Genomic DNA, 24,008 nt, shown 5'->3' with positions numbered 1-24,008 from the left:
GGGTGTGCAGGGTGTTACGGGCGGCGGATCGCGTCGGCGGCGGCCGTCGCGGCCGGGCCGGCGGCCAGCTCGGTCTCCAGGAGCTGCTTGCCGAGCAGCTCGGGGTCCGGCAGCTCCATCGGGTACTCGCCGTCGAAGCAGGCGCGGCACAGGTTCGGCTTGGCGATGGTGGTCGCCTCGATCATGCCGTCGATGGAGATGTAGGCGAGCGAGTCGGCGCCGAGCGAGGTGCCGATCTCCTCGATGGTCATGCCGTTGGCGATCAGCTCCGCGCGCGTGGCGAAGTCGATGCCGAAGAAGCAGGGCCACTTCACGGGCGGCGAGGAGATCCGGATGTGGACCTCGGCCGCGCCCGCCTCGCGGAGCATGCGGACCAGGGCCCGCTGGGTGTTGCCGCGCACGATGGAGTCGTCGACGACGACCAGGCGCTTGCCCTTGATGACTTCCTTCAGCGGGTTCAGCTTCAGGCGGATGCCCAGCTGCCGGATGGTCTGCGAGGGCTGGATGAACGTACGGCCCACGTACGCGTTCTTCACGAGACCCGCGCCGAAGGGGATGCCGGAGGCCTCCGCGTAGCCGATGGCGGCCGGGGTGCCGGACTCCGGGGTCGCTATGACCAGGTCCGCCTCGACGGGGGCTTCCTTGGCCAGCCGGCGGCCCATCTCCACGCGGGAGAGGTACACGTTCCGGCCGGCGATGTCCGTGTCCGGGCGGGCCAGGTACACGTACTCGAAGACACAGCCCTTGGGCTTCGCTTCCGCGAATCGGGAGGAGCGCAGGCCGTTCTCGTCGACGGCGACGAACTCACCCGGCTCGATCTCGCGGACGAAGCTCGCGCCGCAGATGTCCAGGGCGGCGGTCTCGGAGGCGACCACCCAGCCGCGCTCCAGACGGCCGAGGACCAGCGGGCGGATGCCCTGCGGGTCACGGGCGGCGTAGAGGGTGCCCTCGTCCATGAAGACGAGGGAGAAGGCGCCCCGCACCTTCGGGAGGACCTGGTGGGCCGCCTCCTCGATGGTCAGCGGCTTGCCGTCCGCGTCGACCTGGGCGGCCAGCAGGGCCGTCAGCAGGTCGGTGTCGTTGGTGGCCGCGACCCGGGTGGAGCGGCTGTTGTTGTCGTTCGGCAGCTCGGCGACCATCTCGGCGAGCTGCGCCGTGTTGACCAGGTTGCCGTTGTGGCCGAGCGCGATCGAGCCGTGCGCGGTGGCACGGAACGTCGGCTGGGCGTTTTCCCACACGGAGGCGCCGGTGGTCGAGTAGCGGGCGTGTCCGACCGCGATATGACCCTGGAGCGAGCCGAGCGAGGTCTCGTCGAAGACCTGGGAGACCAGGCCCATGTCCTTGAAGACGAGGATCTGGGAGCCGTTGCTGACCGCGATTCCCGCGGATTCCTGACCCCGGTGCTGGAGGGCGTAGAGCCCGAAGTACGTGAGCTTTGCGACCTCTTCACCCGGAGCCCAGACACCGAAGACGCCGCAAGCGTCCTGGGGGCCCTTCTCGCCGGGAAGCAGATCGTGATTGAGTCGACCGTCACCACGTGGCACGCCACCGAGTGTAGGCGAGGTCGACCACTGGTCCGAATTGGGGATACGTACCCTGAGCGGGAAAGGGCTTACCGATCACCTTGTCGGTTTCCGCGTTTACGCAGGTCAGCGATGTGCGCTCGGAGATCTGAGAGTCGGCGGCGGCGCTGCGGGCGTCGACCGCGGGCCGGTTCTCCGGATGCGTGAGTGAGGTGTCGCACATCATCCGGGCGCGTTGCGGCTCAGGTGGATGCGGTCGCCGTCGCCGTCGGTGAGCGTCAGTTTCGCGTGGTCCGCCGTGGCGAGAAGCGTGCCGGTGGTGAGGGCGCGGGCGAGCGCGCGCTCGAAGGCCATCCGGTCCGGGGCACAGGCCATCCGGGTCGTGCGCAGGTCGCCGAAGGTGAGGTGGTCGCCGTGCACGGTGACCCGGGCGCTGAACTGGTTGCAGCCGAGGTTGCCGGCCGCCTTGCCGTCCTCGTCGATGCGGAGGCGGGCGGAGGCGGGCGCGTGCCGGGTCGTGCCGCCGACGGTGAGGCCGTCGACCCGCCAGTCGACGCCGGTCACGGGCTGCCGGCCCGGTTGCTGGACGCTCACCGAACCACTGTCCGCCCGCCCGCTGCCGCACGCCACCATGAGCGCGGCGAGCGAGGCGGCCGCCGGCGCGAGGATCATGCGCTTCTTGTACCGGTTCATGGCGATTCGACGGTAGACCGGTCCCGTCGGTTCCGCTCAGCCGTGACCTACGACATCAGCGGCAGCAGCTCCCCGATGTCCGCCCGTTCCCCGCTCGCGCTCACCTTCGCCTCCTCCAGGGCGTCCTTCCAGCTCAGGCGCCCGGTGGCGAGCCGGATCCAGGTCAGCGGGTCGGTCTCCACGACGTTGGGCGGGGTGCCACGGGTGTGCCGGGGCCCCTCGACGCACTGCACCACGGCGTACGGCGGCACCCGCACCTCGGTGGAACCGCCGGGAGCCTTCACCGCGAGGGCGTCGGCGAGCAGCCGGGTGGCGGTGGCCAGGGCCTGGCGGTCGTACGGGACCTCCAGCCCCGGCACGGCGGCCGCGAGGTCGTCGGTGTGGACGACGAGTTCGGCGGTGCGGGTGACCAGGTAGTCGTCCAGCGGCAGCGCGCTGGCGCTGGTCTGCAGGATCCGGGCGCCGGAGTGCTCCGCGAGCAGGGTGCGCAGGGTCTGCTCGACGTCCGCGAGGTAGGTGTCGGGGTCGGGGTGTTCGGTGGCGAGGTTGCGGGTGAACTCGTCGATGGCGGCGGCGTTGGCCGCGGTGGCGAAGGGCCAGTCGAGCAGGACGGCGTCCGCCTTCGGCGGCTCGGGCAGGGCGAGCGCCCGGTGGATCGCGGTGAGCGCCATGCCGATGTGCACGATCAGCTCGGCCACGGTCCACTCGCCGAGCCGGGTGGGCAGCGCGAGCTGCTCCCGGCTGAGGCCGCGCACGGCCTCCCGGACATGTCCGAACTGGGCGAGGACCGCCGCGCGGGTCTTGGCGGGGTCGTAGCTGCGGGCACGCTTCTTGGCCGGTGGCATGCCGGTGAGCCTATGCCTTGACGGCGTGGTCCCTCAGGCCCTTTTCGACCAGGCCGAAGGCGTGCCGATCGCTCAGCCAGGAGGCCCGCGAAGGCCCCGCCCGTCGGGACGGGCGGGGCCTTCGCGGGTGTACGGCGGTTACGCCAGCAGGGCCGGGATGGTCTCCTCGTGGGCCTTGCGCAGTTCCTCCAGGGTGAGCGAGAACTCGCCCTGGACCTCCACCGCCTCGCCGTCCACGACACCGATGCGGGTGGCCGGCAGGCCACGCGCGCCGCACATGTCGTTGAAGCGGACCTCCTCCGAGCGCGGCACCGCGACGATCGCGCGGCCGGCCGACTCGGAGAGCAGGAAGGTGAAGGCGTCGAGGCCGTCGGGTACGACCAGACGCGCGCCCTTGCCGCCGAGCAGGGCCGACTCCACGACCGCCTGGACCAGGCCGCCGTCGGACAGGTCGTGCGCGGAGTCGATCATGCCGTCGCGGGAGGCCGAGATGAGGATCTCGGCCAGGAGGCGCTCGCGCTCCAGGTCGACCTGCGGAGGCAGACCGCCGAGGTGGTCGTGGACCACCTGGGACCAGGCCGAGCCGCCGAACTCCTCGCGGGTGTCGCCCAGGAGGTACAGCAGCTGGCCCTCCTCCTGGAAGGCGACCGGGGTGCGGCGGGTCACGTCGTCGATGACGCCGAGCACGGCCACGACCGGGGTCGGGTGGATCGCCGCCTCGCCCGTCTGGTTGTAGAGCGAGACGTTGCCGCCCGTGACCGGGGTGCCGAGCTGCTGGCAGGCGTCCGCCAGGCCCCGTACCGCCTCCGCGAACTGCCACATCACAGCCGGGTCCTCGGGCGAGCCGAAGTTCAGGCAGTCGGAGACCGCGAGGGGCTTGGCGCCGGTGGTGGCGACGTTGCGGTACGCCTCCGCCAGGGCCAGCTGCGCACCGGTGTAGGGGTCGAGCTTCGCGTAGCGGCCGTTGCCGTCCGTCGCGATGGCGACGCCGAGGCCGGTCTCCTCGTCCACGCGGATCATGCCGGAGTCCTCCGGCTGGGCGAGGACGGTGTTGCCCTGCACGAGGTGGTCGTACTGCTGGGTGATCCACCTCTTGGAGGCCTGGTTGGGGGAGCCGACCAGCTTCAGGACCTGGTCCTTGAGCTCCTGCGAGGTGGCCGGGCGCGGGAGCTTGTTCGCGTCGTCCGCCTGGAGGGCGTCCTGCCAGTCGGGGCGGGCGTACGGGCGCTCGTACGTCGGGCCCTCGTGGGCGACCGTGCGCGGGTCGACGTCCACGATCTTCCCGCCGTGCCAGAAGATCTCCAGGCGGTCGCCGTCGGTCACCTCACCGATGACGGTGGCGATGACGTCCCACTTGGCGCAGATCTCCAGGAAGCGGTCGACCTTCTCGGGCTCCACGACCGCGCACATGCGTTCCTGCGACTCGCTCATGAGGATCTCCTCGGGCGAGAGGGTCGAGTCGCGCAGGGGGACGTCGTCCAGGGTCACGCGCATGCCGCCCGAGCCGTTCGACGCCAGCTCGCTGGTCGCGCAGGAGAGGCCGGCGGCGCCCAGGTCCTGGATGCCGACGACCAGCTTCTCCTTGAAGGCCTCCAGGGTGCACTCGATGAGGAGCTTCTCCTGGAAGGGGTCACCGACCTGGACCGCGGGGCGCTTGGAGGGCTTGGCGTCGTCGAAGGTCTCCGACGCGAGGATCGAGGCGCCGCCGATGCCGTCGCCGCCGGTCCGGGCGCCGTACAGGATGACCTTGTTGCCCGCGCCGGAGGCCTTGGCGAGGTGGATGTCCTCGTGCCGCATCACACCGATGGCACCGGCGTTGACCAGCGGGTTGCCCTGGTAGCAGGAGTCGAAGACGACCTCGCCGCCGATGTTGGGCAGGCCCAGGCAGTTGCCGTAGCCGCCGATGCCCGCCACCACGCCGGGCAGGACGCGCTTGGTGTCGGGGTGGTCCGCCGCGCCGAAGCGCAGGGGGTCGACCACCGCGACCGGGCGGGCGCCCATGGCGATGATGTCGCGGACGATGCCGCCGACGCCCGTGGCCGCGCCCTGGTAGGGCTCGACGTAGGAGGGGTGGTTGTGCGACTCGACCTTGAAGGTCACGGCGTAACCCTGGCCGACGTCCACCACGCCCGCGTTCTCGCCGATGCCGACGAGGAGGGCGTCGCTCTGGGGCGCCTTCTCGCCGAACTGGCGGAGGTGGACCTTGGAGGACTTGTACGAGCAGTGCTCGGACCACATGACCGAGTACATGGCGAGCTCGGCGCCGGTCGGGCGGCGGCCGAGGATCTCCACCACCCGCTCGTACTCGTCCTTCTTCAGGCCGAGTTCGGCCCAGGGCAGCTCGACGTCGGGGGTCGCGGCCGCGTGCTCGACCGTGTCCAGAGGCGTCCGGCTCATACGTTGACCAGCTTCTTGAGGATCGAGGTGAAGAACGGGAGCCCGTCGGTACGGCCCGTACCGACCAGCGGCTCCACGGCGTGCTCGGGGTGCGGCATGAGGCCCACGACGTTGCCGGCCTCGTTGGTGATGCCGGCGATGTCGTTGAGCGAGCCGTTGGGGTTGAAGTCGAGGTACCGGAAGGCCACCCGGCCCTCGGCCTCCAGCTTGTCCAGCGTGTACCGGTCGGCGACGTACCGGCCGTCCATGTTCTTCAGCGGGATGTGGATCTCCTGGCCGGCGCGGTAGTCGCTGGTCCAGGCCGTCTCCGCGTTCTCCACCCGCAGCTTCTGGTCGCGGCAGATGAAGTGGAGGTGGTCGTTGCCGAGCATCCCGCCCGGGAGGAGGTGGGCCTCGGTGAGGATCTGGAAGCCGTTGCAGATGCCGAGGACCGGAAGGCCGGCCTTCGCCTGCTCGATCACGGACTCCATCACCGGCGAGAACCGGGAGATGGCACCGGCGCGCAGATAGTCGCCGTAGGAGAAACCGCCGGGGAGGACCACGGCGTCGACCTGCTTGAGGTCCTTGTCCTTGTGCCACAGGGCGACCGGTTCGGCGCCCGCGAGGCGGATCGCGCGCTGGGCATCCTGATCGTCGAGGCTGCCCGGGAAAGTGACGACGCCAATACGAGCGGTCACTTGGCCGCCTCCGCCACTTCTTCGACCTTGACGGTGAAGTCCTCGATCACGGTGTTGGCGAGGAAGGATTCCGCAAGCTCGTGGATGCGGGCGAGCGCGGCCTCGTCGACCGGCCCGTCAACTTCCAGTTCGAAACGCTTTCCCTGACGGACGTCCGAGATCCCTTCGAAACCCAGGCGCGGCAGCGCACGCTGGACCGCCTGGCCCTGGGGGTCGAGGATCTCCGGCTTGAGCATGACGTCGACTACGACGCGTGCCACTGGCACTCCCGGTGTGTGGTGCTGAGCAGGTTCCTTCAGACTACCCGCACAAAATTTCTACGCGGGTAGAGTTGTAGGAAACTACGTGAGGCGCATCACGATCGGGTGTCGAAGCCGTACCGCCGTGAAAAGTTCTGGGAAAGTTCCACAGTCCGCCCCGTTCGCCTATTGTCTTCGGACACGCGGACGGATTTAGTCGGGCTTCACTTTGCATTGCCGAGCACTGTACAAATGAATTGGCAATAGCCGATACTCGGCACGTCGTCGCCGGTGAGCTGTATCGACGTGCCGCACGAAGGGACCGATATTCGTGGCGCAAAAAGTCGTGGTCACGCTCTTTGACGACATCGACGGCTCGGAAGCGGCGGAAACGATCGCCTTCGGACTCGACGGCAAGTCGTACGAGATCGACCTGAACGAAACCAACGCCAAGAAACTGCGCAAGGCGCTCGCGCCCTACGTCGAGGCCGGCCGCAAGCGGTCGCGCTCCGGCAAGGCGTACAGGCAGACGGAGGTCGCCCCCGACCCGGCGGCCGTCCGCGCCTGGGCCCAGGCCAACAAGATGGACGTCCCCGCCCGCGGACGCATCCCCAAGAAGGTCTACGAGGCGTTCAGCGCCGCGCAGTGAGGCGCACCGGGCCGTGGAGCCGTACGGGCGGCCCGGCCGCAGGAGCCCGCGAAGGGGCAGTCCTCAGGGTCCGTCAGCGGACCCTGAGGGCCGTGCACTTGGGCATACCGGGCACCAGGGGAAGCCGACTTGCGCGACCCCCCCGTTGATCAGCTAATGTCTGGGACACGCCGAGGGGCGAGGCCGAAAGGGCGAAACCCCGAGGAGCGTGCGGGTGTAGTTCAGTAGCAGAACATCCCCCTTCCAGGGGGAAGGCGCAGTGTGCGATTCCTGTCACCCGCTCCGGCACCGGTTGTCACGACCACTCTTGTGGATCAGGTAGGCTGGTGCTCGCACCGATCGGTGGGAGCCGGTCGGGAGCAGTGCGGACGTAGCTCAGTTGGTAGAGCGCAACCTTGCCAAGGTTGAGGTCGCGAGTTCGAGCCTCGTCGTCCGCTCGGGAGAAAGACCCCGGTCCACTGGACCGGGGTCTTTTCATTGTCCGTGATCCGCTCTGACATTTGTCATGCCGAGCGATGACACCGCGCACTGCCGACCCGGCCCGGCCGCCGGGACGCTGTCCTCATGCACTACGACGAACACGAACACGTGATTGAGGTCACCGACCTCAGGCGTGTCTACGGGGGCGGGTTCGAGGCCGTACGCGGAATCACCTTCTCCGTGGCACGCGGGGAGATCTTCGCGCTGCTCGGCACCAACGGCGCGGGCAAGACGTCGACGGTCGAACTGCTCGAAGGGCTCGCCTCGCCCGCCGGGGGCCGGATCCGGATCCTCGGCCACGACCCCTACCACGAGCGGGCCGCCGTACGGCCACGCACCGGCGTGATGCTCCAGGAGGGCGGCTTCCCGGCCGAGCTGACCGTCGCCGAGACCGCCCGGATGTGGGCCGGGTGCACGAGCGGGGCCCGGCCGGAGGCGGAGGTGCTGGGCCTGGTGGGGCTGAGCGGGCGGACCGGCGTCCGGGTCAAGCAGCTCTCCGGCGGGGAGCGGCGCCGGCTCGACCTGGCGCTCGCCCTGCTCGGCGACCCCGAGGTGCTCTTCCTCGACGAGCCGACGACCGGGCTCGACGCGGAAGGCCGCCGGGACACCTGGGAGTTGGTGCGTGCCCTGCGCGACGCGGGCACGACCGTGCTGCTCACCACGCACTACCTGGAGGAGGCCGAAGGGCTCGCCGACCGGCTCGCCATCCTCCACGCGGGACGGATCGCCGCCGCCGGAACCCCGGCCGAGGTCACCGCGGGCCGCCCCTCCCGCCTCTCGTTCGAGCTTCCCGACGGCTACTTCCTCGGGGATCTGCCGCCGCTGGCCGACCTCGGCGTCTGCGCGCACGAGAGCGACGGCAGGGTCGTACGGCTGCGCACCACCCAGCTCCAGCGGACCGCGACCGCCGTACTGACCTGGGCCGACCGCGCCGGGGTCGAACTGCGCGGCCTGGACGTGCGCTCGGCCTCGCTGGAGGAGGCGTTTCTGGGAATCGCACGGGAGCGGGAACGGGAGGCGGCGGCATGAGCGGGAGCTGGGTGCGGGCGCGGGGACGTGGTGGCGCGGGGGGACGCGGTGTGCGTACGGCCGGAATCGAGGGGAGTGATGTGGGCGGTGTTCGTGTGCGGGGGAGGTACGGGGTGGCCGGGCGGCGGCTGGGGGCCCTGGGGCGGGCGGAACTCGCGCTGCTCGGACGTAACCGGGGGGTCGTGTTCACCGCGCTGTTCGTGCCGCTCGTCCTGCCGTTCAGCCTGCGGCCGGCGCTCGACCAGGCCGCTCTGAAGAAGCAGGGGCTGAGCCTCGGCACGACCACGCTGACGGCCGCGATCGGCTTCACCTTTCTCTTCGCCGTCTACACCTCCCTGGTGAACACCTACGTCGCCCGCCGCGAGGAACTCGTCCTCAAGCGGCTGCGCACCGGCGAGCTCTCCGACGCCGAGATCCTCACCGGCAGCGCGCTGCCCGCGGTCGGCATCGGACTCGCCCAGGCGCTGCTGCTGTGCGCGGGGTGCGCGGTGCTGCTGCACACCGGCGCGCCCAGGGCGCCGTACCTCCTCCTGCCGGGTCTGCTGGCCGGGCTCGTGGTCGGCGCCGGGCTCGCCGCGCTGACCGCGTCCTTCACCCGGACCGTGGAGAGCGGCCAGGTCACCGCGCTGCCGCTGGTGTTCGTGTCGATGCTCGGTTCCGGGATCACGTTCCCGACCGAGGTCATGCCCAAGGGGCTCGCCTCCGTCTGCGACCTGCTGCCGCTGTCCCCGGCGATCCGGCTCGTACGGGGCGGCTGGACCGGGCAGTTGAGCGTGCACGACACCCTGGGCGCCCTGGCGACCGCCCTGGCCTGGACGATCCTCGCGGTGTTTGCTGTACGGCGGTGGTTCCGCTGGGAACCACGGCGCTGAGGAACGGGGGACGCGCGGATGACGGGGCGCATACGGCGCTGGCAGCAGCGGCACTGGGGCGCGCGCGGCAAAGCCGAGCGGGTCGAGCTGTTCAGCGTCGTCAGCTGGTACTGCACGGTCTGGTTCATCCTGTGCTGCTGGCTGCTGCTGCCGCTGCCCGGCGGTCTCGCCCACCGGCCGGTGGCTCTCGTCCTCGGTGGCCTCCTCGTCCTCGTCGGGGTCCTGCAGTGCGCGTTCTCGAACCGGCTCACCCGGACCGCTCTCGACCACTACCTGGGGCGCGCCGCGCTGCCCGCCGGCACGCACCGCACTCCGGCCGTCCTGCTGGGGCTGGCGCTGGCACTGATCGTGGCGCTGGCCGGGCTGGACGCGGCGACGCCGACGGCCGTCCGGTTCGCCATCGGTGGCTGCCTGCTGCCGTTCGCACTGCTCTACGGCATCACGGTCCCGGTGCGGGTGTTCCTGCGCGGGTCGGCGGTGCTGACGGTCCTGCTCACGGGGGCCGTCGGGCTCGCCGACCACGACAGTGTGGGCCTGGTGGCGACCGCCGTGATCACCGCCTTCCAGGCGGTCTTCGCGCTGCTCGCCGGCCGGTGCGGCGCCTGGACGCTGGCCGTCCTGTGGGAGGCGGAGCGCGCCCGCGAGGTGGAGGCCCGGCTCGCCGTCGCCGAGGAGCGGCTGCGGTTCGGGCGGGATCTGCACGACGTGCTGGGGCGGAACCTGTCCGTGATCTCTCTCAAGAGCGAGCTGGCCGTCCAACTGGCCCGGCGGGGGCGGCCGGAGGCCGTGGAACAGATGATCGAGGTGCAGCGCATCGCACAGGACTCCCAACGGGAGGTACGAGCCGTCGTGCGCGGCTACCGGAAGGCCGACCTCGGGGTTGAACTCGCCGGAGCGAAGGGTGTGTTGACGGCCGCCGGGATCGACTGCGAGGTCCGCGCGGAGCCGGCGGGGCTGCCCGGCGACGTGCAGTCCGCCCTCGGCTGGGTGGTGCGCGAGGCGACGACCAACGTGCTGCGGCACGGGGATGCCGGACGCTGCACGCTGTGCCTGGGGGTGTCGGAGGGGCGCGTGGTGCTGACGGTGGAGAACGACGGGCTGGCCGGAGCCCCCGACGGGGGTGGGGGTTCCGGGCTCGCCGGGCTGCGGGAACGGCTCGCGGTCCTCGGCGGCACCCTGGAGGCCGGGGCGGTCGACGGGGGCCGGTTCCGGGTGGTGGCAGAGGTGCCGTTGGACAAGAAAGTGAGTGAAGTCACGTCATGAGCACACCGGTACGGCTGTTGCTCGCCGACGACGAGCATCTGATCCGGGGCGCTCTGGCCGCGCTGCTGTCGCTGGAGGACGATCTCCTTGTCGTCGCGGAGGCGGCCAGCGGACCCGAGGCGCTGGCGATGGCGCGGGCCCATGAACCCGATGTCGCGGTGCTGGATCTCCAGATGCCGGGCGCCGACGGTGTGAAGGTCGCCACATCCCTGCGCGCCGAACTGCCCGGCTGCCGGGTGCTGATCGTCACCGGGCACGGGCGGCCCGGCCATCTGAAACGGGCGCTCGCGGCCGGTGTGCGCGGGTTCGTCCCGAAGACGGTCAGCGCCCAGCGGCTCGCCGAGATCATTCGGACCGTGCACGCCGGAAACCGTTATGTGGACCCGGAGTTGGCCGCCGACGCGATCGCCGCCGGGGACTCCCCGCTGACCGCGCGGGAGGCCGAGGTGCTGGAGCTGGCCGCCGACGGCGCGCCGGTCACGGAGATCGCCGAGCGGGCCGGGCTGTCCCCGGGGACCGTGCGCAACTACCTCTCCTCGGCCGTCACGAAGCTCGGCGCCGAAAACCGTCATGCGGCAGTGCGTCTCGCACGCGGGCGAGGTTGGGTATAGTTGCTCTCGCGCCACGGCGCAACGCGGACGTAGCTCAGTTGGTAGAGCGCAACCTTGCCAAGGTTGAGGTCGCGAGTTCGAGCCTCGTCGTCCGCTCGGGAAAAAGACCCCGGTCCACTGGACCGGGGTCTTTTCGTACCCCAGGTACCCCCGGCGTACCCCGGCCCGGTGGGCCGGGGCGACAGGCCCTAGTCCCAGCGCATGCCCGTCAGCCGCTCGTACGCCTCCACGTACTTCTGCCGGGTCGCCTCCACCACCTTCTGCGGCAGCGGCGGCGGGGGCTGCTCGCTCTTGCGGTCCCAGCCGGACTCGGCGGAGGTCAGCCAGTTCCGGACGAACTGCTTGTCGTACGACGGCTGGGCGCGGCCCGGCTGCCACTGGTCGGCCGGCCAGAAGCGTGAGGAGTCGGGGGTGAGGACCTCGTCGGCGAGGACCAGCGTGTCGCCGTCGAAGCCGAACTCGAACTTGGTGTCCGCCAGGATGATCCCCCGGTCACGGGCGATGTCCCGGGCCCTGGAGTACACGGCGAGGGTGGCCTGGCGCAGCTGGGCGGCGGTGTCGGCGCCGACCTGGCGGGCGACCTCCTCGTAGGAGACGTTCTCGTCGTGCTCCCCGACCTCGGCCTTGGTGGCCGGGGTGAAGATCGGGGCGGGGAGTTCGGAGCCGTCGACGAGGCCTTCGGGGAGGGCGAGGCCGCAGACCGTACGGGAGTCGTTGTACTCGAGCAGGCCCGAGCCGGTGAGGTAGCCGCGGGCCACGCACTCGACCGGGACCATCTTCAGGGACTTGCACACCAGGGTGCGGCCCGCCCAGTCGGCGGGGGCGCCCTCGGGCAGCTCCGTGCTGATCACGTGGTGGGGGGCCAGGTCGCGCAGCTGGTCGAACCACCACAGCGAGAGCTGGGTGAGGACGCGGCCCTTGTCGGGGATCTCGGTGGGCAGCACCCAGTCGTAGGCGGACATGCGGTCGCTGGCGACCATCACGAGGTCGCCCGCCTCGTTCTGGTACAGCTCGCGCACCTTTCCGGTGTGCAGGTGCACCAGGCCCGGAACCTGGATCGGCTCGGGCTTTTCTACGAATCCGGACACGGTTCCTCCCCGTGGTTCTGTCCAATGCCTCGATTCTCCCTTATGGGGGTGATGGGTTTCGGCCAGGGGGTCGTGTCGTTCCTGGTGATCAGTCGCGTTTGCAGATGCGGTCCAGGAGGTTCGCCGTGGCGCGCTGGATGCGGGGGTCCACATGGCCGGGGCGGTCGAGGGCCGGGGACCAGGCGAAGGTGCCGGAGGCGAACACCCAGGCGCCGGAGGGGGCGCGGTACAGGGACGTCTCCTGGTGGCGCAGGACGCCGTCGTTGTCGGTGTAAGGGGAGTGGGCGAGCAGGATGCGCTCCTCGTGCGCGGGCAGCGGGGTGCGCGGGAAGTACCGGTCGGCCTCGCCGGCGACCAGGCCCTCGATCTCGTCGCCCTCGTGCGCGCCCGTCGCCTCCCACAGCCAGTGCCCGGCGTTGCGGACGACCAGCGGGTGCGGTTCGGGCACCCGGCCCGCGTACTGGATGCCGACCAGTTGCTGCTCGGGCCGGTCGATCTCCCGCCACAACACCGGCTTCCCCGGCCCCTTGCGTTTGCGGCAGGTCAGCAGCCGGTCCGGCACGCCGGACGGGGACGGGCCCAGCTCCACCTGCCAGTACATGGTGTTGGCGGAGAGGAAGACCAGCGAGGTCCCCCGGTCGCGGGCGTCCTCCACGGCCCGGCGCATCGGCACCGACCAGTACTCGTCGTGCCCGGGGAAGACCAGGCCCCGGTAGCGCCCGGGATCGACGCGGCCGGCGTGCAGATCGCGGGCGTCGGCGTAGGCGAGGTGGTAGCCGTAGCGCTCGGCCCAGCGGATGAAGTCGTAGGCGTGACCGACGTGCAGGGGCAGGCCCGCCCCGGCGTACGGCCGGTCGAAGGAGACCGTGGTCGCCGCGTCGGCCTCGCCGAGCAGCCGGCCCTGGTCGTCCCACGCGTGGTAGAGGCTGGCGCCGGTGCGGCCGTCCTCCGGGTAGAGGTTGTACGCCTGCCAGGTGATGTCCGGCAGCAGCAGGAGCAGGTCGGCGGGGTGGTCGTCGCGGACCGTGAACGGCACGTGGGAGCGGTGGCCGTCGGCGGTGGTGAGGACGGCCACATAGGCGCCGATGGGCCACTGGGCGGGCACCTGGAGGCGCCAGGACAGCCACCAGTGGTGGCAGGAGACCGTGCGGTCGGCGGCCAGCGGCGGGGGCTGGACGATGCCGGACAGGCGCGGGCTGGTGGTGATCTTCGCGGCGCCGTCGCCGCCGTAGTGGCCGATCCGGTAGATGTCGACGCTGAACTCCTGGGGCGGGTCGACCGTGATGTGGAAGTCGATCGCCTCGCCGGGCGTCACCGCACCGGTCGCGGTGAAGCCCTTGATCTGGCGGTGCACGTCGTCGGCCGAGCGGGGTCCGGGCACGCGCGGCGCGGAACCGACCCCCTTGAGCGGCTGCGGGCTCGGGTCGACGTACCAGGGCACGACATGACCGGTGTCGTCGAAGTAGGTCTCACTGCCGCGCAGCCAGGGCACGGGGCCCTGGCCGAAGGGGTCCGTGACGGCGTGCGCGAGCGCTCCGGACTCCCAGCGGCGGATGTGGTCCGAGGCCATGGTCGCTCCCCTCCCTCGTGCCCCCCGTGTGGTCCTGTCTCGGTGGTGCTCGGTGTGCTCGGTGTGCTCGGCGCTGCGCGCGGTCCTCGGCGTCCTCGGCCGTGCTGTCGTATGTCGCACGCCCTTGCCAGGTGCTTGGTCGCTCCCAGCACATCACATAACGCACGGGCTCGGTCACTAGTCGTTGCGAATTGACCTGAAGTGGAAGACAGAGCTCCCGTTCCGGGCGGTCCTCAGACGAGCCGTACGGGCTTCTCGGGCCGTATTCCGGACGCGGCCAGCCAGTCGCGCAGCGGGCCCGGGTCTCCCTCCTCGATCAGGCTGAGGACCTTGGGCGTGAGGTCGGTGGCCCGCTCGCCGCCGAGGAGCAGGGCGGGGCCGTCCAGCCAGTCCAGGGCGGGGACCGCGCCGGCCGTGTCCATGGCCGCGCAGCACACCATCGCCGTGACGTGATCGGTGAGCAGGTCGCGGGCGGTGCGTGGGGGTTGCAGCGGGAAGAGGGGCAGGCCGCCGTCGTCCCACAGGGCGTGGTCGGGGGTGGCGCCGGTGGCGGTCGCGCCGGTCCTCGGGGCGTCGGCCTCCTCACGGGCGAGGGCGGCGCTCAGGCCTGCGGCGAGGGTGGCGCTGCGCTCGGTGCCGGGGTCGTCCGCCGCCGGTTCCGCCTCGGCTTCGCGGGTCGCCTGCGGCGCTCCGGCGTGAGAAGCGTCCGCCTCGGCTTCGCCTTCGGCGGGGATTTCGTCGCCACCCGCACCACCCGTGACGCTCTCGTCGTCGGGTACGGGTGGCCCCTGTGGGGCGTCCTCGCCGTCGGCGGCCTGCGGGGTGGGGGCGGGGGCGTGCGGTATCGCTGCTCGGGTGTCCGGCTCCGTGAGGTGGTCCAGGACGCGGGCCAGGGTGGGGCCGCCGGGGTCGGGGGTCGTGGGGTCGAGGGAGGGGCGGACGCCCAGGGAGTCCAGGACTCTGTGCAGGCGGGCCGCGGAGGCGCGCCAGGTGCGGTCCACGACCTCCTCCGGATACGCCTGCCAGTCCACCGGCGCCCAGTCCGGGCCGCGCTCCGCGGGACCGCCGTGGAACAGGCGGGCGGCGAGGAGGGACGCGGCCTCGTCGACGGCGCCCGGCTCCTCCAGCAGATCGCACGCGGGCCGCTCGCCGAGCCGGGAGGTGAAGCCCTCTGCCAGGCGGTCACGCCGGGACAGCTCGGTGAGGGCCGCCACCACGCCCGCGTCCAGCCGCGAGGGCCAGCGGCCCATGCGCCAGGCGGGCAGCGCGACCCTGGTCAGCAGCCGGTCCCAGCCCGCGTAGGCGAGGCCCACCTGCTCCTGGGCGACGATCCGCAGGCCGTAGTCGACGGCCTGGGCCCGCTCGGCCGCCGCAGCCGCGACCCCGCGCTCCATCTGCGTCGCGTGCTCCCGGCAGCCGCGCAGCAGCAGCCGGGCCACCCAGCCGAGGGCGCCGCACACGCCACGGGTGAGCGGGCAGCGGCCCGGTGTCGAGGCGACCGCGACCGCCGCGTCCAGGCCGCGCACGAAGCGCCGGGCGGCCGCTATGTCCGGGTGCGCCGAAGGGCCCGTACCGGCGATGACCGGGGCGAGGACCGCGCGCAGCTCGCCGACCCGCATCCACCACAGGAACGGGGAGCCGATGACGAGCACCGGCGCGGCGGGTGCGCGGCGGCGGCCCGGACCCGCCAGCTCGTCCTCGCCGGGGGCGGGGCGCGGGGGCGGGCCGTGCGCCGAGTGCGTACGGTCCTCCAGCCAGCTGTCGCAGTCCGGGGTGAGCGCTATGGCCGAGGGAGCCGGCACGTCCAGCCGGTCGGCGAGGTCGCGCACCATCCGGTACAGGTCCGGGGCGGACTTCTCCGGGACCGGCACCGTCGGGCTGACGGCGGGGCGGGCCCGGGCCACGACCAGGGCGATGCCGGCGGCGGCCAGCAGCACCAGCACGGCGAGCACGCCCACGACCCAGCGGGTCACGTCCCAGCCCCGGCCGACGAAGTGGCCGGTGGAGCCGCCGGTCAACAGGATCACCTCGGCGGCCGCGGGGAGCAGGGCCACGCCCAGCGCCCGGCCCCGGACCCGCAGTACGGCGAGGGCCCGGGAGCGCGCGGCCTGCGCGCCCATCTCCGCACCGATTCCGGTCACGTCCCGCTCTCACCCCCTCGCTGCCGATGCCGTGCTGTCCTGGTGGTGCTCACTCCCCCACTGTGGCACCCGCCACTGACAACGCAATGCCGGTGGGCCAAGTGCCGGAACGCTTGCGCGGCACCCTAGTTGGGGCCCCGGCCCACGTCAGCCGTATGGCCGATTGCTCACTCGATGGAATGGCTTTGGTCAGAGGTGGGTGACAGACAGCAAAGATCAGGCCCCGGATCAGGGGATCCGGGGCCTGTTGTCAGCAGGTGGGCGGGTCAGGCGTTCGCCGCCTGGGCCGCCGCCTTCGCGGCGATGTCGGTGCGGTGCTGGGCGCCGTCCAGACGGATCCGGCCCACCGCCCGGTACGCCCGCTCGCGCGCCTCGGTCAGGTCCTTGCCGGTGGCGGTGACGGACAGCACGCGGCCGCCCGCGCTGACGACGGCGTCGCCCTCCCGCCTGGTCCCGGCGTGCAGCACGTACGCGTGCGGGGCGTCCTGGGCGGCCACCTCGTCCAGACCGGTGATCGGGTCGCCGGTGCGGGGAGTGGCGGGGTAGTTGTGCGAGGCGACGACGACCGTGACGGCCGCGTCCTCGCTCCAGCGCGCGGGCGGCAGATCGGCGAGGTTGCCGGTGGCGGCGGCCATCAGGAGGCCGGCCAGCGGGGTCTTCAGCCGGGCCAGCACGACCTGGGTCTCGGGGTCGCCGAAGCGGGCGTTGAACTCGATCACCCGGACGCCGCGGCTGGTGATCGCCAGGCCCGCGTAGAGCAGACCGGAGAAGGGGGTGCCGCGACGGCGCAGCTCGTCCACGGTCGGCTGGAGAACCGTCTCCAGTACCTCGTCGACCAGCTTCGGCTCGGCCCACGGCAGCGGCGAGTACGCACCCATGCCGCCGGTGTTCGGACCCTCGTCGCCGTCCAGGGCGCGCTTGAAGTCCTGGGCGGGCTGGAGCGGTACGACCGTCTCCCCGTCGGTGATCGCGAAGAGGGACACCTCGGGGCCGTCGAGGAACTCCTCGATGACCACGCGGTCGCACGCGGCGGCGTGGGCCCTGGCGGCCTCCAGGTCGCCGGTGACGACGACGCCCTTGCCGGCGGCGAGGCCGTCGTCCTTGACGACGTAGGGGGCGCCGAAGGCGTCCAGCGCCTCGGCGACCTCCTCGGCCGTCGTGCACACGTAGGAGCGGGCGGTCGGTACCCCGGCCGCCGCCATGACGTCCTTGGCGAAGGCCTTGGAGCCCTCCAGCTGCGCGGCCTCCTTGGACGGGCCGAACACCGGGATGCCCGCCGCGCGGACGGCGTCGGCCACACCGGCGACCAGCGGGGCCTCCGGGCCGACGACGACCAGGTCGGCACCGAGGCCGACGGCCAGCTCGGCGACCGCCTCGCCGTCGAGCGCGTCGACCGGGTGCAGCTCGGCGGCCTCGGCGATGCCGGCGTTGCCGGGGGCGCAGTGCAGCGCGGTGACGTCGGGGTCGAGGGACAGGGAGCGGCACAGGGCGTGTTCGCGGGCGCCGCTGCCGATGACGAGGACCTTCACGGGGGTCAGCCTAATGGCAAGGTTGCCGAAGACCGGGGGGCGGGTTTGTTGGGGTTTCCTCCAAAGGGGGCCCTGGGGTGCGCCCGGCATGGAGTTCGGGGGTGTCCGGGAGCGCCCTACTCGTTCGAGAACTCCTCCACCACCGTCGCCCCGAGCTCCCGCACGATCAGTTCGTGGCCGGACAGGGCCGACTCGTCCAGGTCCGGGTCGTCGTCCTCGGGGATGTCGTCCTCGGGGGCGACCGGGGGCGGCTCGGGCGCGGCGGCGGGCCGGGGCGCGGAGGTGGGCGCGGCGGGCCCTGCCCCGGGACCGGACTGCGGGGGTGCGGGCGCCTGCGGGGCGGGCTGCGGAGCGGCGGGGCGGGGGGCGGCCGGGGCGCCGTACCCTCCGCCGCCTCCGGCGGGCGAGGGCGCCGAACCTCCGCCGGACGGGTCGACGACCGCCTCGATCTTCCACTGCACGCTGAACTGCTCGGCCAGCGCCGCCCGCAGCACGTCCTCGCTGCCGCTGCCGGCGAAGTTGTCACGGGCGCCGGCGTTGACGAAGCCGAGCTGGAGGGTGGTGCCGTCGAAGCCTGTGACCTGCGCGTTCTGGCTGAGCAGGATCCAGGTGAAGCGGCGGCGGTTCTTGACGGCCTCCAGGATGTTCGGCCACAGCACGCGGGGGTCGAGGCCGCCGGCGGGGGCGGCCGTGGGCGGTGCCGCGGCTGCGGGGGACGCCGCAGCCGCGGGGGGTGCCGGCGGCTGTTGCTGGGCCGGGGCGCGGTCGGGGGCCTGACCCTGGGGCGCGCCACCCGACGGTGCCGCCGCCGTGGGCCAGCCGCCGGGGCGTCGGCCGCTACCGGCGGCAGCGGCGGTGGGCCAGGCGCCGGGAGCGGCGGGGGCCGGGGTGGAAGGACCGGCGGGGGCGCCGGAAGGCGGCACCTGGGCCTGGGCGGCGGCAGGCGCGGGGGCGGGGGCGGCCGGAGTGGCAGCAGCTGCCGGAGCCGGTGCGGGGGCCGTGGGCGCGGGGGCGGGCGTAGGCACGGGGGCGGGGGCGGGCGTGGGCACGGGGGCCGCCGGGCCACCGACGCCGGGACCACCGGCACCCGGGCCGTTGGCGGCAGGACCACCGGCACCCGGGCCGTTGGGGGCTCGTACGGCCGCGCGGGCCGCCGCCGGGCCGCCGCCGGGCGGTACGGAGGCGGCGGCAGGCGGCATGGGGGCGCCGCCGTGGGCCTCCGGCCCGGGGACGTAGCCCATGGCGGGCGCGCCGGCGCCGCCCGAGAACTGGACGCCGCGCTCGAGACGGTCGAGGCGGGCCATCACGGACCGCTCGTCGCCGTAGGCGGCGGGGAGCAGCACGCGGGCGCAGATCAGTTCCAGCTGGAGGCGGGGCGAGGTGGCTCCGCGCATCTCCGTCAGGCCCGTGTTGACGAGGTCGGCGGCACGGCTCAGCTCGGCGGCGCCGAAGGTGGAGGCCTGGGCCTGCATGCGCTCCAGGACGTCGGCCGGGGCGTCGAACAGCCCCTTCTCCACGGCGTCCGGCACGGCGGCGAGGATCACCAGGTCGCGGAGTCGCTCCAGCAGGTCGGCGACGAAGCGGCGGGGGTCGTTGCCGCCCTCGATGACACGGTCGACGACCTCGAAGGCGGCGGACCCGTCACCGGTGACGAAGGCCTCGACGACGGAGTCGAGAAGAGAGCCGTCGGTGTAGCCGAGGAGGGAGGTGGCCATGGCATACGTCACACCGTCCGCTCCGGCACCGGCGAGGAGCTGGTCCATGACGGACATGGAGTCACGCACGGAGCCCGCTCCGGCGCGCACGACGAGGGGCAGCACGCCGTCCTCGACCGGGATCTCCTCCTTCTGGCACACCTCGGCGAGGTAGTCCCGCAGGGTGCCGGGCGGCACGAGCCGGAAGGGGTAGTGATGGGTGCGCGACCGGATGGTGCCGATGACCTTCTCGGGCTCGGTGGTCGCGAAGATGAACTTGAGGTGCTCCGGCGGCTCCTCGACGACCTTCAGCAGCGCGTTGAAGCCGGCCGACGTGACCATGTGGGCCTCGTCGATGATGTAGATCTTGTACCGGCTGCTCGCGGGGCCGAAGAAGGCCTTCTCGCGCAGCTCACGGGCGTCGTCCACACCACCGTGAGAGGCCGCGTCGATCTCGATGACGTCGATCGAGCCGGGGCCGTTCCTGGCGAGGTCCCGGCACGACTGGCACTCGCCGCACGGCGTCGGAGTGGGACCTTGCTCACAGTTCAGACAGCGGGCGAGGATCCGCGCGCTGGTCGTCTTGCCGCAGCCGCGCGGACCGCTGAACAGATACGCGTGGTTGACCCGGTTGTTCCGCAGCGCCTGCTGCAGCGGGTCGGTGACATGCTCCTGCCCGATGACCTCGGCAAAGGTCTCCGGGCGATAGCGGCGGTACAGCGCGAGAGACGACACGCATACGAGGTTAATGGCGCCCACTGACAACCTGCCCCGCCGCAGAACCCGGACCGCGGACCTCGGATGCCGGTCCCGGAACGCAAGGGCCCCCCACGCACCCGCCAGAGCCGACCTACCCTTGCTGCCTTCCGGCCCTGGGGGAGTTCAGTCAGATAGCGCCACGTGAGGGGCTGCGCCCCACAGTACCCGATCGCGGCCCGCGGGCTGTACCCGACGGGGGCCTGCGGGAACGGGTTCGCGAGCACTCCCCTCGGTCATGTAATGTTTCCGGCGGAGGATTCGCCTAGAGGCCTAGGGCGCACGCTTGGAAAGCGTGTTGGGGGCAACCCCTCACGAGTTCGAATCTCGTATCCTCCGCAGCCGCCTGAAGAGGCGAAGCGAGGGCCCCGACCAGATTCTGGTCGGGGCCCTCGTCGTTTGTGCCGCGAGCGGGCCGCAGTCGCGGACAGGTGTCCTGGAGGGGCGCCGAGGGGCTTCGTGACACACCGCACACTCTCGCGCCGCGCGCTGTCGCGGGACCAGGGGGCGAAGGCGTGCGTCGGTGGCCACCCTCGGCCCCACCGCACCGTCCGCGCAGAGCCCCTTGTCGGGGCGTCTGATCACCGAACTGGTCCCGACGGTCTGATCCTGGCGATCGTGCTGTCCCCGGCGACCCGCATCGGCTACACCGTCTACCCGCTCGTCCTGCTGACCCGGCCCCGCTTCGCCGCCGCCGCGCCGACCGTCCGGGCGCCGTACCGCCCGGCGGCGGAAGCCGCTCCGGCGGAGCTGGTCCGGCGGTTGCCCGCCGAGCCGGCGGCCCGACCTACCGCGTCACCCGCACCGGTGCCGACACCGTCACCTGGTCCAGTGCGGACACGCGGACCGTCGCCTTCATCGTCCAGGTGCCGGGCAGGGGGACGTCGAATGTGTCGCTGGACCAGTAGCCGCCGCGGTCGGTGACGCGGGTGTCGAGGGGGCCGAGGTGCTGGGCGGGCAGGGTGAGGGTGACGCGGAGTTCGGGAACCGTGGACAGGCCGCCGTCGGGGCCGTAGACCACCGCCTGGACGGAGGTGCGGCCGACGCGGCCCGGGTCCAAGGTGATCTGGACCTTGCCGTGGCCGCCGGGGGTGCCGACGTCGAAGGGGATCGTGGTGACGGAGGCCGTCGGGATGCCGCTCGTCGGTGTTCCGGTCCGCGCCGCCTCGGTGGCCGCGCGGCCGGGCACGGTGCTCGTCAGCAGGGTCGTCAGGGCCAGCACCACCACCCCGACGGCCGCCTCCGCCAGCACCGAGCGACGCAGGGTGTGGAAGGGCGGGGTGGGGCGCTCCGGGGGCGGCGGAGGCAGAGGAGGCCGCGGGCCCGGGGGGACCGTGACCGGTTCGGGCAGGCGGGCGACGGCTGAACGGGGTTCTCGGGCCAGGCGGGTCGTCCAGGCGCGGGAGCAGGCCGCCGCCAGGAGCAGCGCGGCGACCGCCGCGAGTTTGGCCAGCAGCGTGCGGCCGTACGTCGTGTCCGTGAGCGCCTGCCAGGAGCCGAGGCCGCGCCAGGACTGGTAGACGCCGGTCACCACCAGGACCGTCACCGAGGCGAAGGCCAGGCGGGAGAAGCGGGCCAGGGTGTCGGGGGAGGTGCGCCGCAGGGTGCGCAGGAGAGCCGTGAGGCCGCCCAGCCAGGCTCCCATGGCCAGCAGGTGGAGCGTGGCGGCGGTGACGGCCAGCGGGACCTGGATGCCCGCGGAGGCGTGCTCGGCCGCCGTCCAGGTCAGGGCGAGCGGCACGGACAGGACCGCGGCCACGGCGAGCGTCGTACGGCGCGCGAGCCTTCGGCGGCGGGCCCGCAGGAGCGCCATGCCGGCGGCGGCCAGGAGCAGCAGCGTCAGGCGGGTGAGCAGGAGGGCGCCGGGGCGGGTGGTGGCCGTGTGGGCGAGGGAACTCACGGAGAACGTGGGCGGGGTGCCCTCCTCGTAGGGCGCCCGGAGGAGGTACAGCGCCGTCGTGGCGGCGAGCAGGGTCCAGGCGGCGGCCTGCACCGGGGTGCGCAGCGGGGCCGCCGTCGGCGGGCGGCAGTACGCCACGAACGCCGCCGCGCCGAGGAGGACGGCCAGGGAGAGGTAGGCGAGGTAGCGGGCGATGTTGTAGAGGCCCGCCGTGACGGCGTTCTCCGCGTCGTCGGGCGCCGGGTTCGCGGCCGTCGCCGTGCGGGTGCCGACCGAGAAGGTGAGGGCGCCGGACACCGGGTGGCTGTCCGCGGACACCACGCGCCAGGCGACCGTGTAGGTGCCGGTGGCGAGCTTGGCCGGGAGCGCGACGCGGGCCGTGTCGGAGTGGCCGGGGGTGTGCTCGGCGGGGCCGGTGCGCAGCCGGTGGTCGGTGGGGTCGTAGACGCGGAAGGAGTCGGTGAGCAGGCCGACCGATTCGGTGAAGGTCAGGGTGACGTACCGGGGGGCCGTGCGCAGGAGGGTTCCGTCGGCGGGGTCGGTCGTGCGCAGGGCCGCGTGGGCCGACGCGGGGGCCGCCGTGCCGAGCAGGAGGAGCAGGAGCCCCGCGCACAGCAGGGTCAGCCGTCGTGGCCGCCTCCGGTGTCGCTCGCGCAGCAGCACCTCGTCCCCACCTCGTCCCCTCCGTCGCCGCATGCCCTCGTAGGACTACGTCTCGCACGCCTCACAGCTTGTCCTCCGTATGAGTACGCGGAGACCGGCCGGAGCGCTCACCTGGCCCGCCGAACCGGACCACCGCCGCCGCTCACCAGGTCGGCCGGGCCGAGATGCCGCCGTCGACGGTCAGGTCATGGCCGGTGATCCAGCTCGCGAGGGGTGAGGCCAGGAACACACAGGCGTCGGCCACGTCCTCCGGGCGGCCCAGCCGGCCGGTGGGGACGGCGGCCAGCCAGCGGCGTACGCCGTCCGGCCAGGCCTCCGCCAGGCCCTCCCGGTGGATGAGGCCGGGCGAGACGCTGTTGACCCGGATGCCGTCGGGCCCGTACTCCAGGGCCGCCGCGCGGGCGTGCATGACCACCGCCGCCTTGGCCGCGCCGTAGTGGGCGTGGCCGGGCGCGGGGTGGCCGGCCTCGATGGAGGCGATGTGGGTGATGGTGCCGCCGCCGTGAGCGCGCATGTGGGCGGCGGCTGCCTGGGTGCAGGCGAAGACGCTGGTGAGGTCGGTGTCGACGACCGCCCGCCACTCGGCGGCCGTCATGCCGGGCAGGGGCTGGACGGGCTGCACGGCCGCGTTGTTGACGAGGGCGGTGAGCCGGCCGCCGGACCAGTCCGTCGCCTCCCGGACCAGACGGTGGCAGGCGTCCTCGTCCGTCAGATCCGCCCGGAGTACGACGGCCTCGCCGCCCGACTCCCGGATCCTGGCCGCCACTTCGCCGGCCGCCTCCACCGCCGTACGGCAGTGGACGGCCACCGCCGCGCCCTCCTCGGCGAAGCGCAGCGCGATGGCGCGGCCGATGCCGCCGCCCGCGCCGGTCACCAGGGCGGTCTGTCCGGCGAGCAGGTTCAGCGGACCGCTGTTCATGGGCGGCACAGTTCCGCGATCCGGGCGGCCTCGGACGGATGACGCGCCGTCAGGTCGGCCGCGTTCCCGTGTTCGTAGTCCGCGTAGGTGAATCCGGGCGCCATCGTGCAGCCGAACAGCGTCCACGCGCCGCCCGGCGCCACCCGCGCGCCCATCCAGGTGCGGGCCGGCACGGTGAGCTGGACATGCTGGCCGGACAGCGGGGCGGGGCCGAGGACGGCGGTGCGGGTGGTGCCGTCGGGGGCGAGCAGCAGGAGGTCGAGAGGGTCGCCGAGGTAGAAGTGCCAGACCTCGTCGGTGGGCAGGCGGTGCAGGGCGCAGAAGTCGTCCGCGGTGAGCAGGGCGACGATGGCGGATCCCTCCGGCCGGCCGTCCGGGCGCTCGGGCCCCTCCCAGGTGCGCCGGAACAGTCCGCCCTCGCGGGGGATGGGTTCGAGGCCGTAGTGCGCGATCAGATCGTCCGGCGTCAT

19 protein-coding genes, 4 tRNA genes and 1 other RNA gene are annotated in these 24,008 nt (G+C 72.7%); 9 read left to right on the top strand and 15 right to left on the bottom strand.

The genetic code is table 11. The features are described from left to right. Positions 1–14: 14 nt before the first annotated feature. The 6 genes from purF to purS form a co-directional block, all read right to left on the bottom strand. Entirely contained in the window at positions 15–1,544 is a 1,530-nt protein-coding gene (gene purF, locus ACFYZB_RS36480; protein WP_351208699.1) for an amidophosphoribosyltransferase, read from the bottom strand. 201 nt (positions 1,545–1,745) lie between these two features. After that, the gene (locus ACFYZB_RS36475; protein ID WP_388765811.1) at positions 1,746–2,216 is read right to left on the bottom strand and encodes an META domain-containing protein; all 471 of its coding nucleotides are present in this window, start codon (positions 2,214–2,216) and stop codon (positions 1,746–1,748) included. A gap of 47 nt (positions 2,217–2,263) precedes the next feature. Next, positions 2,264–3,061 carry a sterol carrier family protein gene (locus ACFYZB_RS36470; RefSeq protein WP_388765809.1) on the bottom strand — a complete coding sequence of 266 codons (798 nt, stop codon included), beginning with the start codon at positions 3,059–3,061 and terminating at the stop codon, positions 2,264–2,266. A 138-nt stretch (positions 3,062–3,199) separates the two neighbouring features. Then, positions 3,200–5,458, bottom strand: coding sequence for a phosphoribosylformylglycinamidine synthase subunit PurL (purL, locus tag ACFYZB_RS36465; RefSeq protein ID WP_351208696.1), 2,259 nt, complete (start codon positions 5,456–5,458; stop codon positions 3,200–3,202). Continuing rightward, positions 5,455–6,135 carry a phosphoribosylformylglycinamidine synthase subunit PurQ gene (purQ, locus tag ACFYZB_RS36460; protein WP_351208695.1) on the bottom strand — a complete coding sequence of 227 codons (681 nt, stop codon included), beginning with the start codon at positions 6,133–6,135 and terminating at the stop codon, positions 5,455–5,457. Before purQ ends, purL begins: the two co-directional genes overlap by 4 nt. Continuing rightward, entirely contained in the window at positions 6,132–6,395 is a 264-nt protein-coding gene (purS, locus tag ACFYZB_RS36455) for a phosphoribosylformylglycinamidine synthase subunit PurS (RefSeq protein WP_279551917.1), read from the bottom strand. The genes purQ and purS overlap by 4 nt, the downstream gene beginning before the upstream one ends. A gap of 310 nt (positions 6,396–6,705) precedes the next feature. On the opposite strand from purS, the gene ACFYZB_RS36450 reads away from it, so the two are divergent. The 8 genes from ACFYZB_RS36450 (at position 6,706) to ACFYZB_RS36415 (ending at position 11,374) form a co-directional block, all read left to right on the top strand. Next, entirely contained in the window at positions 6,706–7,023 is a 318-nt protein-coding gene (locus ACFYZB_RS36450) for an Lsr2 family protein (RefSeq protein WP_351208694.1), read from the top strand. 210 nt (positions 7,024–7,233) lie between these two features. After that, positions 7,234–7,305 (top strand) — tRNA-Gly (locus ACFYZB_RS36445). An 82-nt stretch (positions 7,306–7,387) separates the two neighbouring features. Continuing rightward, positions 7,388–7,460 (top strand) — tRNA-Gly (locus ACFYZB_RS36440). Positions 7,461–7,587: 127 nt separating this feature from the next. Then, positions 7,588–8,532: an ABC transporter ATP-binding protein gene (locus ACFYZB_RS36435; RefSeq protein ID WP_388765807.1), complete on the top strand. Its 945-nt coding sequence runs from the start codon at positions 7,588–7,590 to the stop codon at positions 8,530–8,532. A gap of 113 nt (positions 8,533–8,645) precedes the next feature. Continuing rightward, positions 8,646–9,404 (top strand): ABC transporter permease, encoded by a 759-nt coding sequence (locus ACFYZB_RS36430; protein WP_388765806.1) that lies wholly within the window; start codon positions 8,646–8,648, stop codon positions 9,402–9,404. Positions 9,405–9,422: 18 nt separating this feature from the next. Then, positions 9,423–10,667 (top strand): histidine kinase, encoded by a 1,245-nt coding sequence (locus tag ACFYZB_RS36425; protein ID WP_388765804.1) that lies wholly within the window; start codon positions 9,423–9,425, stop codon positions 10,665–10,667. Beyond that, positions 10,664–11,278 carry a response regulator transcription factor gene (locus ACFYZB_RS36420; RefSeq protein ID WP_388765802.1) on the top strand — a complete coding sequence of 205 codons (615 nt, stop codon included), beginning with the start codon at positions 10,664–10,666 and terminating at the stop codon, positions 11,276–11,278. The genes ACFYZB_RS36425 and ACFYZB_RS36420 overlap by 4 nt, the downstream gene beginning before the upstream one ends. A 23-nt stretch (positions 11,279–11,301) precedes the next feature. Next, positions 11,302–11,374, top strand: a tRNA-Gly gene (locus ACFYZB_RS36415). 92 nt (positions 11,375–11,466) lie between these two features. Here ACFYZB_RS36415 and ACFYZB_RS36410 read toward each other — a convergent pair. The 6 genes from ACFYZB_RS36410 to ffs all read right to left on the bottom strand — a co-directional run bounded on the left by ACFYZB_RS36410 (position 11,467) and on the right by ffs (position 20,213). Beyond that, positions 11,467–12,366, bottom strand: a complete 900-nt coding sequence (locus tag ACFYZB_RS36410; protein ID WP_388765799.1) for a phosphoribosylaminoimidazolesuccinocarboxamide synthase — start codon at positions 12,364–12,366, stop codon at positions 11,467–11,469. An 88-nt stretch (positions 12,367–12,454) separates the two neighbouring features. Beyond that, positions 12,455–13,936, bottom strand: a complete 1,482-nt coding sequence (locus tag ACFYZB_RS36405; protein WP_351208688.1) for a N,N-dimethylformamidase beta subunit family domain-containing protein — start codon at positions 13,934–13,936, stop codon at positions 12,455–12,457. 233 nt (positions 13,937–14,169) lie between these two features. Continuing rightward, complete coding sequence (locus ACFYZB_RS36400; protein ID WP_388765797.1) at positions 14,170–16,077, bottom strand: hypothetical protein; 1,908 nt, start codon at positions 16,075–16,077, stop codon at positions 14,170–14,172. A gap of 266 nt (positions 16,078–16,343) precedes the next feature. Further along, positions 16,344–17,606, bottom strand: a complete 1,263-nt coding sequence (purD, locus tag ACFYZB_RS36395) for a phosphoribosylamine--glycine ligase (protein ID WP_351208686.1) — start codon at positions 17,604–17,606, stop codon at positions 16,344–16,346. Positions 17,607–17,722: 116 nt separating this feature from the next. Further along, complete coding sequence (locus tag ACFYZB_RS36390) at positions 17,723–20,035, bottom strand: DNA polymerase III subunit gamma and tau (RefSeq protein ID WP_388765795.1); 2,313 nt, start codon at positions 20,033–20,035, stop codon at positions 17,723–17,725. A gap of 81 nt (positions 20,036–20,116) precedes the next feature. Further along, an RNA gene (ffs, locus tag ACFYZB_RS36385) (signal recognition particle sRNA small type) lies at positions 20,117–20,213 on the bottom strand. A 97-nt stretch (positions 20,214–20,310) separates the two neighbouring features. Here ffs and ACFYZB_RS36380 point away from each other — a divergent pair. Next, positions 20,311–20,395, top strand: a tRNA-Ser gene (locus ACFYZB_RS36380). A 448-nt stretch (positions 20,396–20,843) separates the two neighbouring features. On the opposite strand, the gene ACFYZB_RS36375 is transcribed toward ACFYZB_RS36380, so the two are convergent. The 3 genes from ACFYZB_RS36375 to ACFYZB_RS36365 form a co-directional block, all read right to left on the bottom strand. Next, the gene (locus tag ACFYZB_RS36375; RefSeq protein WP_388765793.1) at positions 20,844–22,652 is read right to left on the bottom strand and encodes a copper resistance protein CopC; all 1,809 of its coding nucleotides are present in this window, start codon (positions 22,650–22,652) and stop codon (positions 20,844–20,846) included. A 109-nt stretch (positions 22,653–22,761) separates the two neighbouring features. Further along, positions 22,762–23,538, bottom strand: coding sequence for an SDR family NAD(P)-dependent oxidoreductase (locus tag ACFYZB_RS36370; protein WP_388765792.1), 777 nt, complete (start codon positions 23,536–23,538; stop codon positions 22,762–22,764). Continuing rightward, positions 23,535–24,008 carry a cupin domain-containing protein gene (locus ACFYZB_RS36365; RefSeq protein ID WP_351208743.1) on the bottom strand — a complete coding sequence of 158 codons (474 nt, stop codon included), beginning with the start codon at positions 24,006–24,008 and terminating at the stop codon, positions 23,535–23,537. Before ACFYZB_RS36365 ends, ACFYZB_RS36370 begins: the two co-directional genes overlap by 4 nt.

The sequence above is a fragment of the Streptomyces sp. NPDC001852 genome (assembly GCF_042891825.1).
In the GTDB taxonomy this organism is placed as follows: domain Bacteria; phylum Actinomycetota; class Actinomycetes; order Streptomycetales; family Streptomycetaceae; genus Streptomyces.
Note: the sequence above shows the minus strand (reverse complement) of the source record. Positions and strands in the feature narration are given on the sequence as shown.

Coding starts and splice junctions, on each gene's coding strand:
- ACFYZB_RS36405 (WP_351208688.1), bottom strand. CDS start 13,936: ATGGCCTCGGACCACATCCGCCGCTGGGAGTCCGGAGCGCTCGCGCAC.
- ACFYZB_RS36370 (WP_388765792.1), bottom strand. CDS start 23,538: ATGAACAGCGGTCCGCTGAACCTGCTCGCCGGACAGACCGCCCTGGTG.
- ACFYZB_RS36365 (WP_351208743.1), bottom strand. CDS start 24,008: ATGACGCCGGACGATCTGATCGCGCACTACGGCCTCGAACCCATCCCC.
- purL (WP_351208696.1), bottom strand. CDS start 5,458: ATGAGCCGGACGCCTCTGGACACGGTCGAGCACGCGGCCGCGACCCCC.
- ACFYZB_RS36470 (WP_388765809.1), bottom strand. CDS start 3,061: ATGCCACCGGCCAAGAAGCGTGCCCGCAGCTACGACCCCGCCAAGACC.
- ACFYZB_RS36435 (WP_388765807.1), top strand. CDS start 7,588: ATGCACTACGACGAACACGAACACGTGATTGAGGTCACCGACCTCAGG.
- ACFYZB_RS36375 (WP_388765793.1), bottom strand. CDS start 22,652: ATGCGGCGACGGAGGGGACGAGGTGGGGACGAGGTGCTGCTGCGCGAG.
- ACFYZB_RS36425 (WP_388765804.1), top strand. CDS start 9,423: ATGACGGGGCGCATACGGCGCTGGCAGCAGCGGCACTGGGGCGCGCGC.
- ACFYZB_RS36475 (WP_388765811.1), bottom strand. CDS start 2,216: ATGAACCGGTACAAGAAGCGCATGATCCTCGCGCCGGCGGCCGCCTCG.
- ACFYZB_RS36420 (WP_388765802.1), top strand. CDS start 10,664: ATGAGCACACCGGTACGGCTGTTGCTCGCCGACGACGAGCATCTGATC.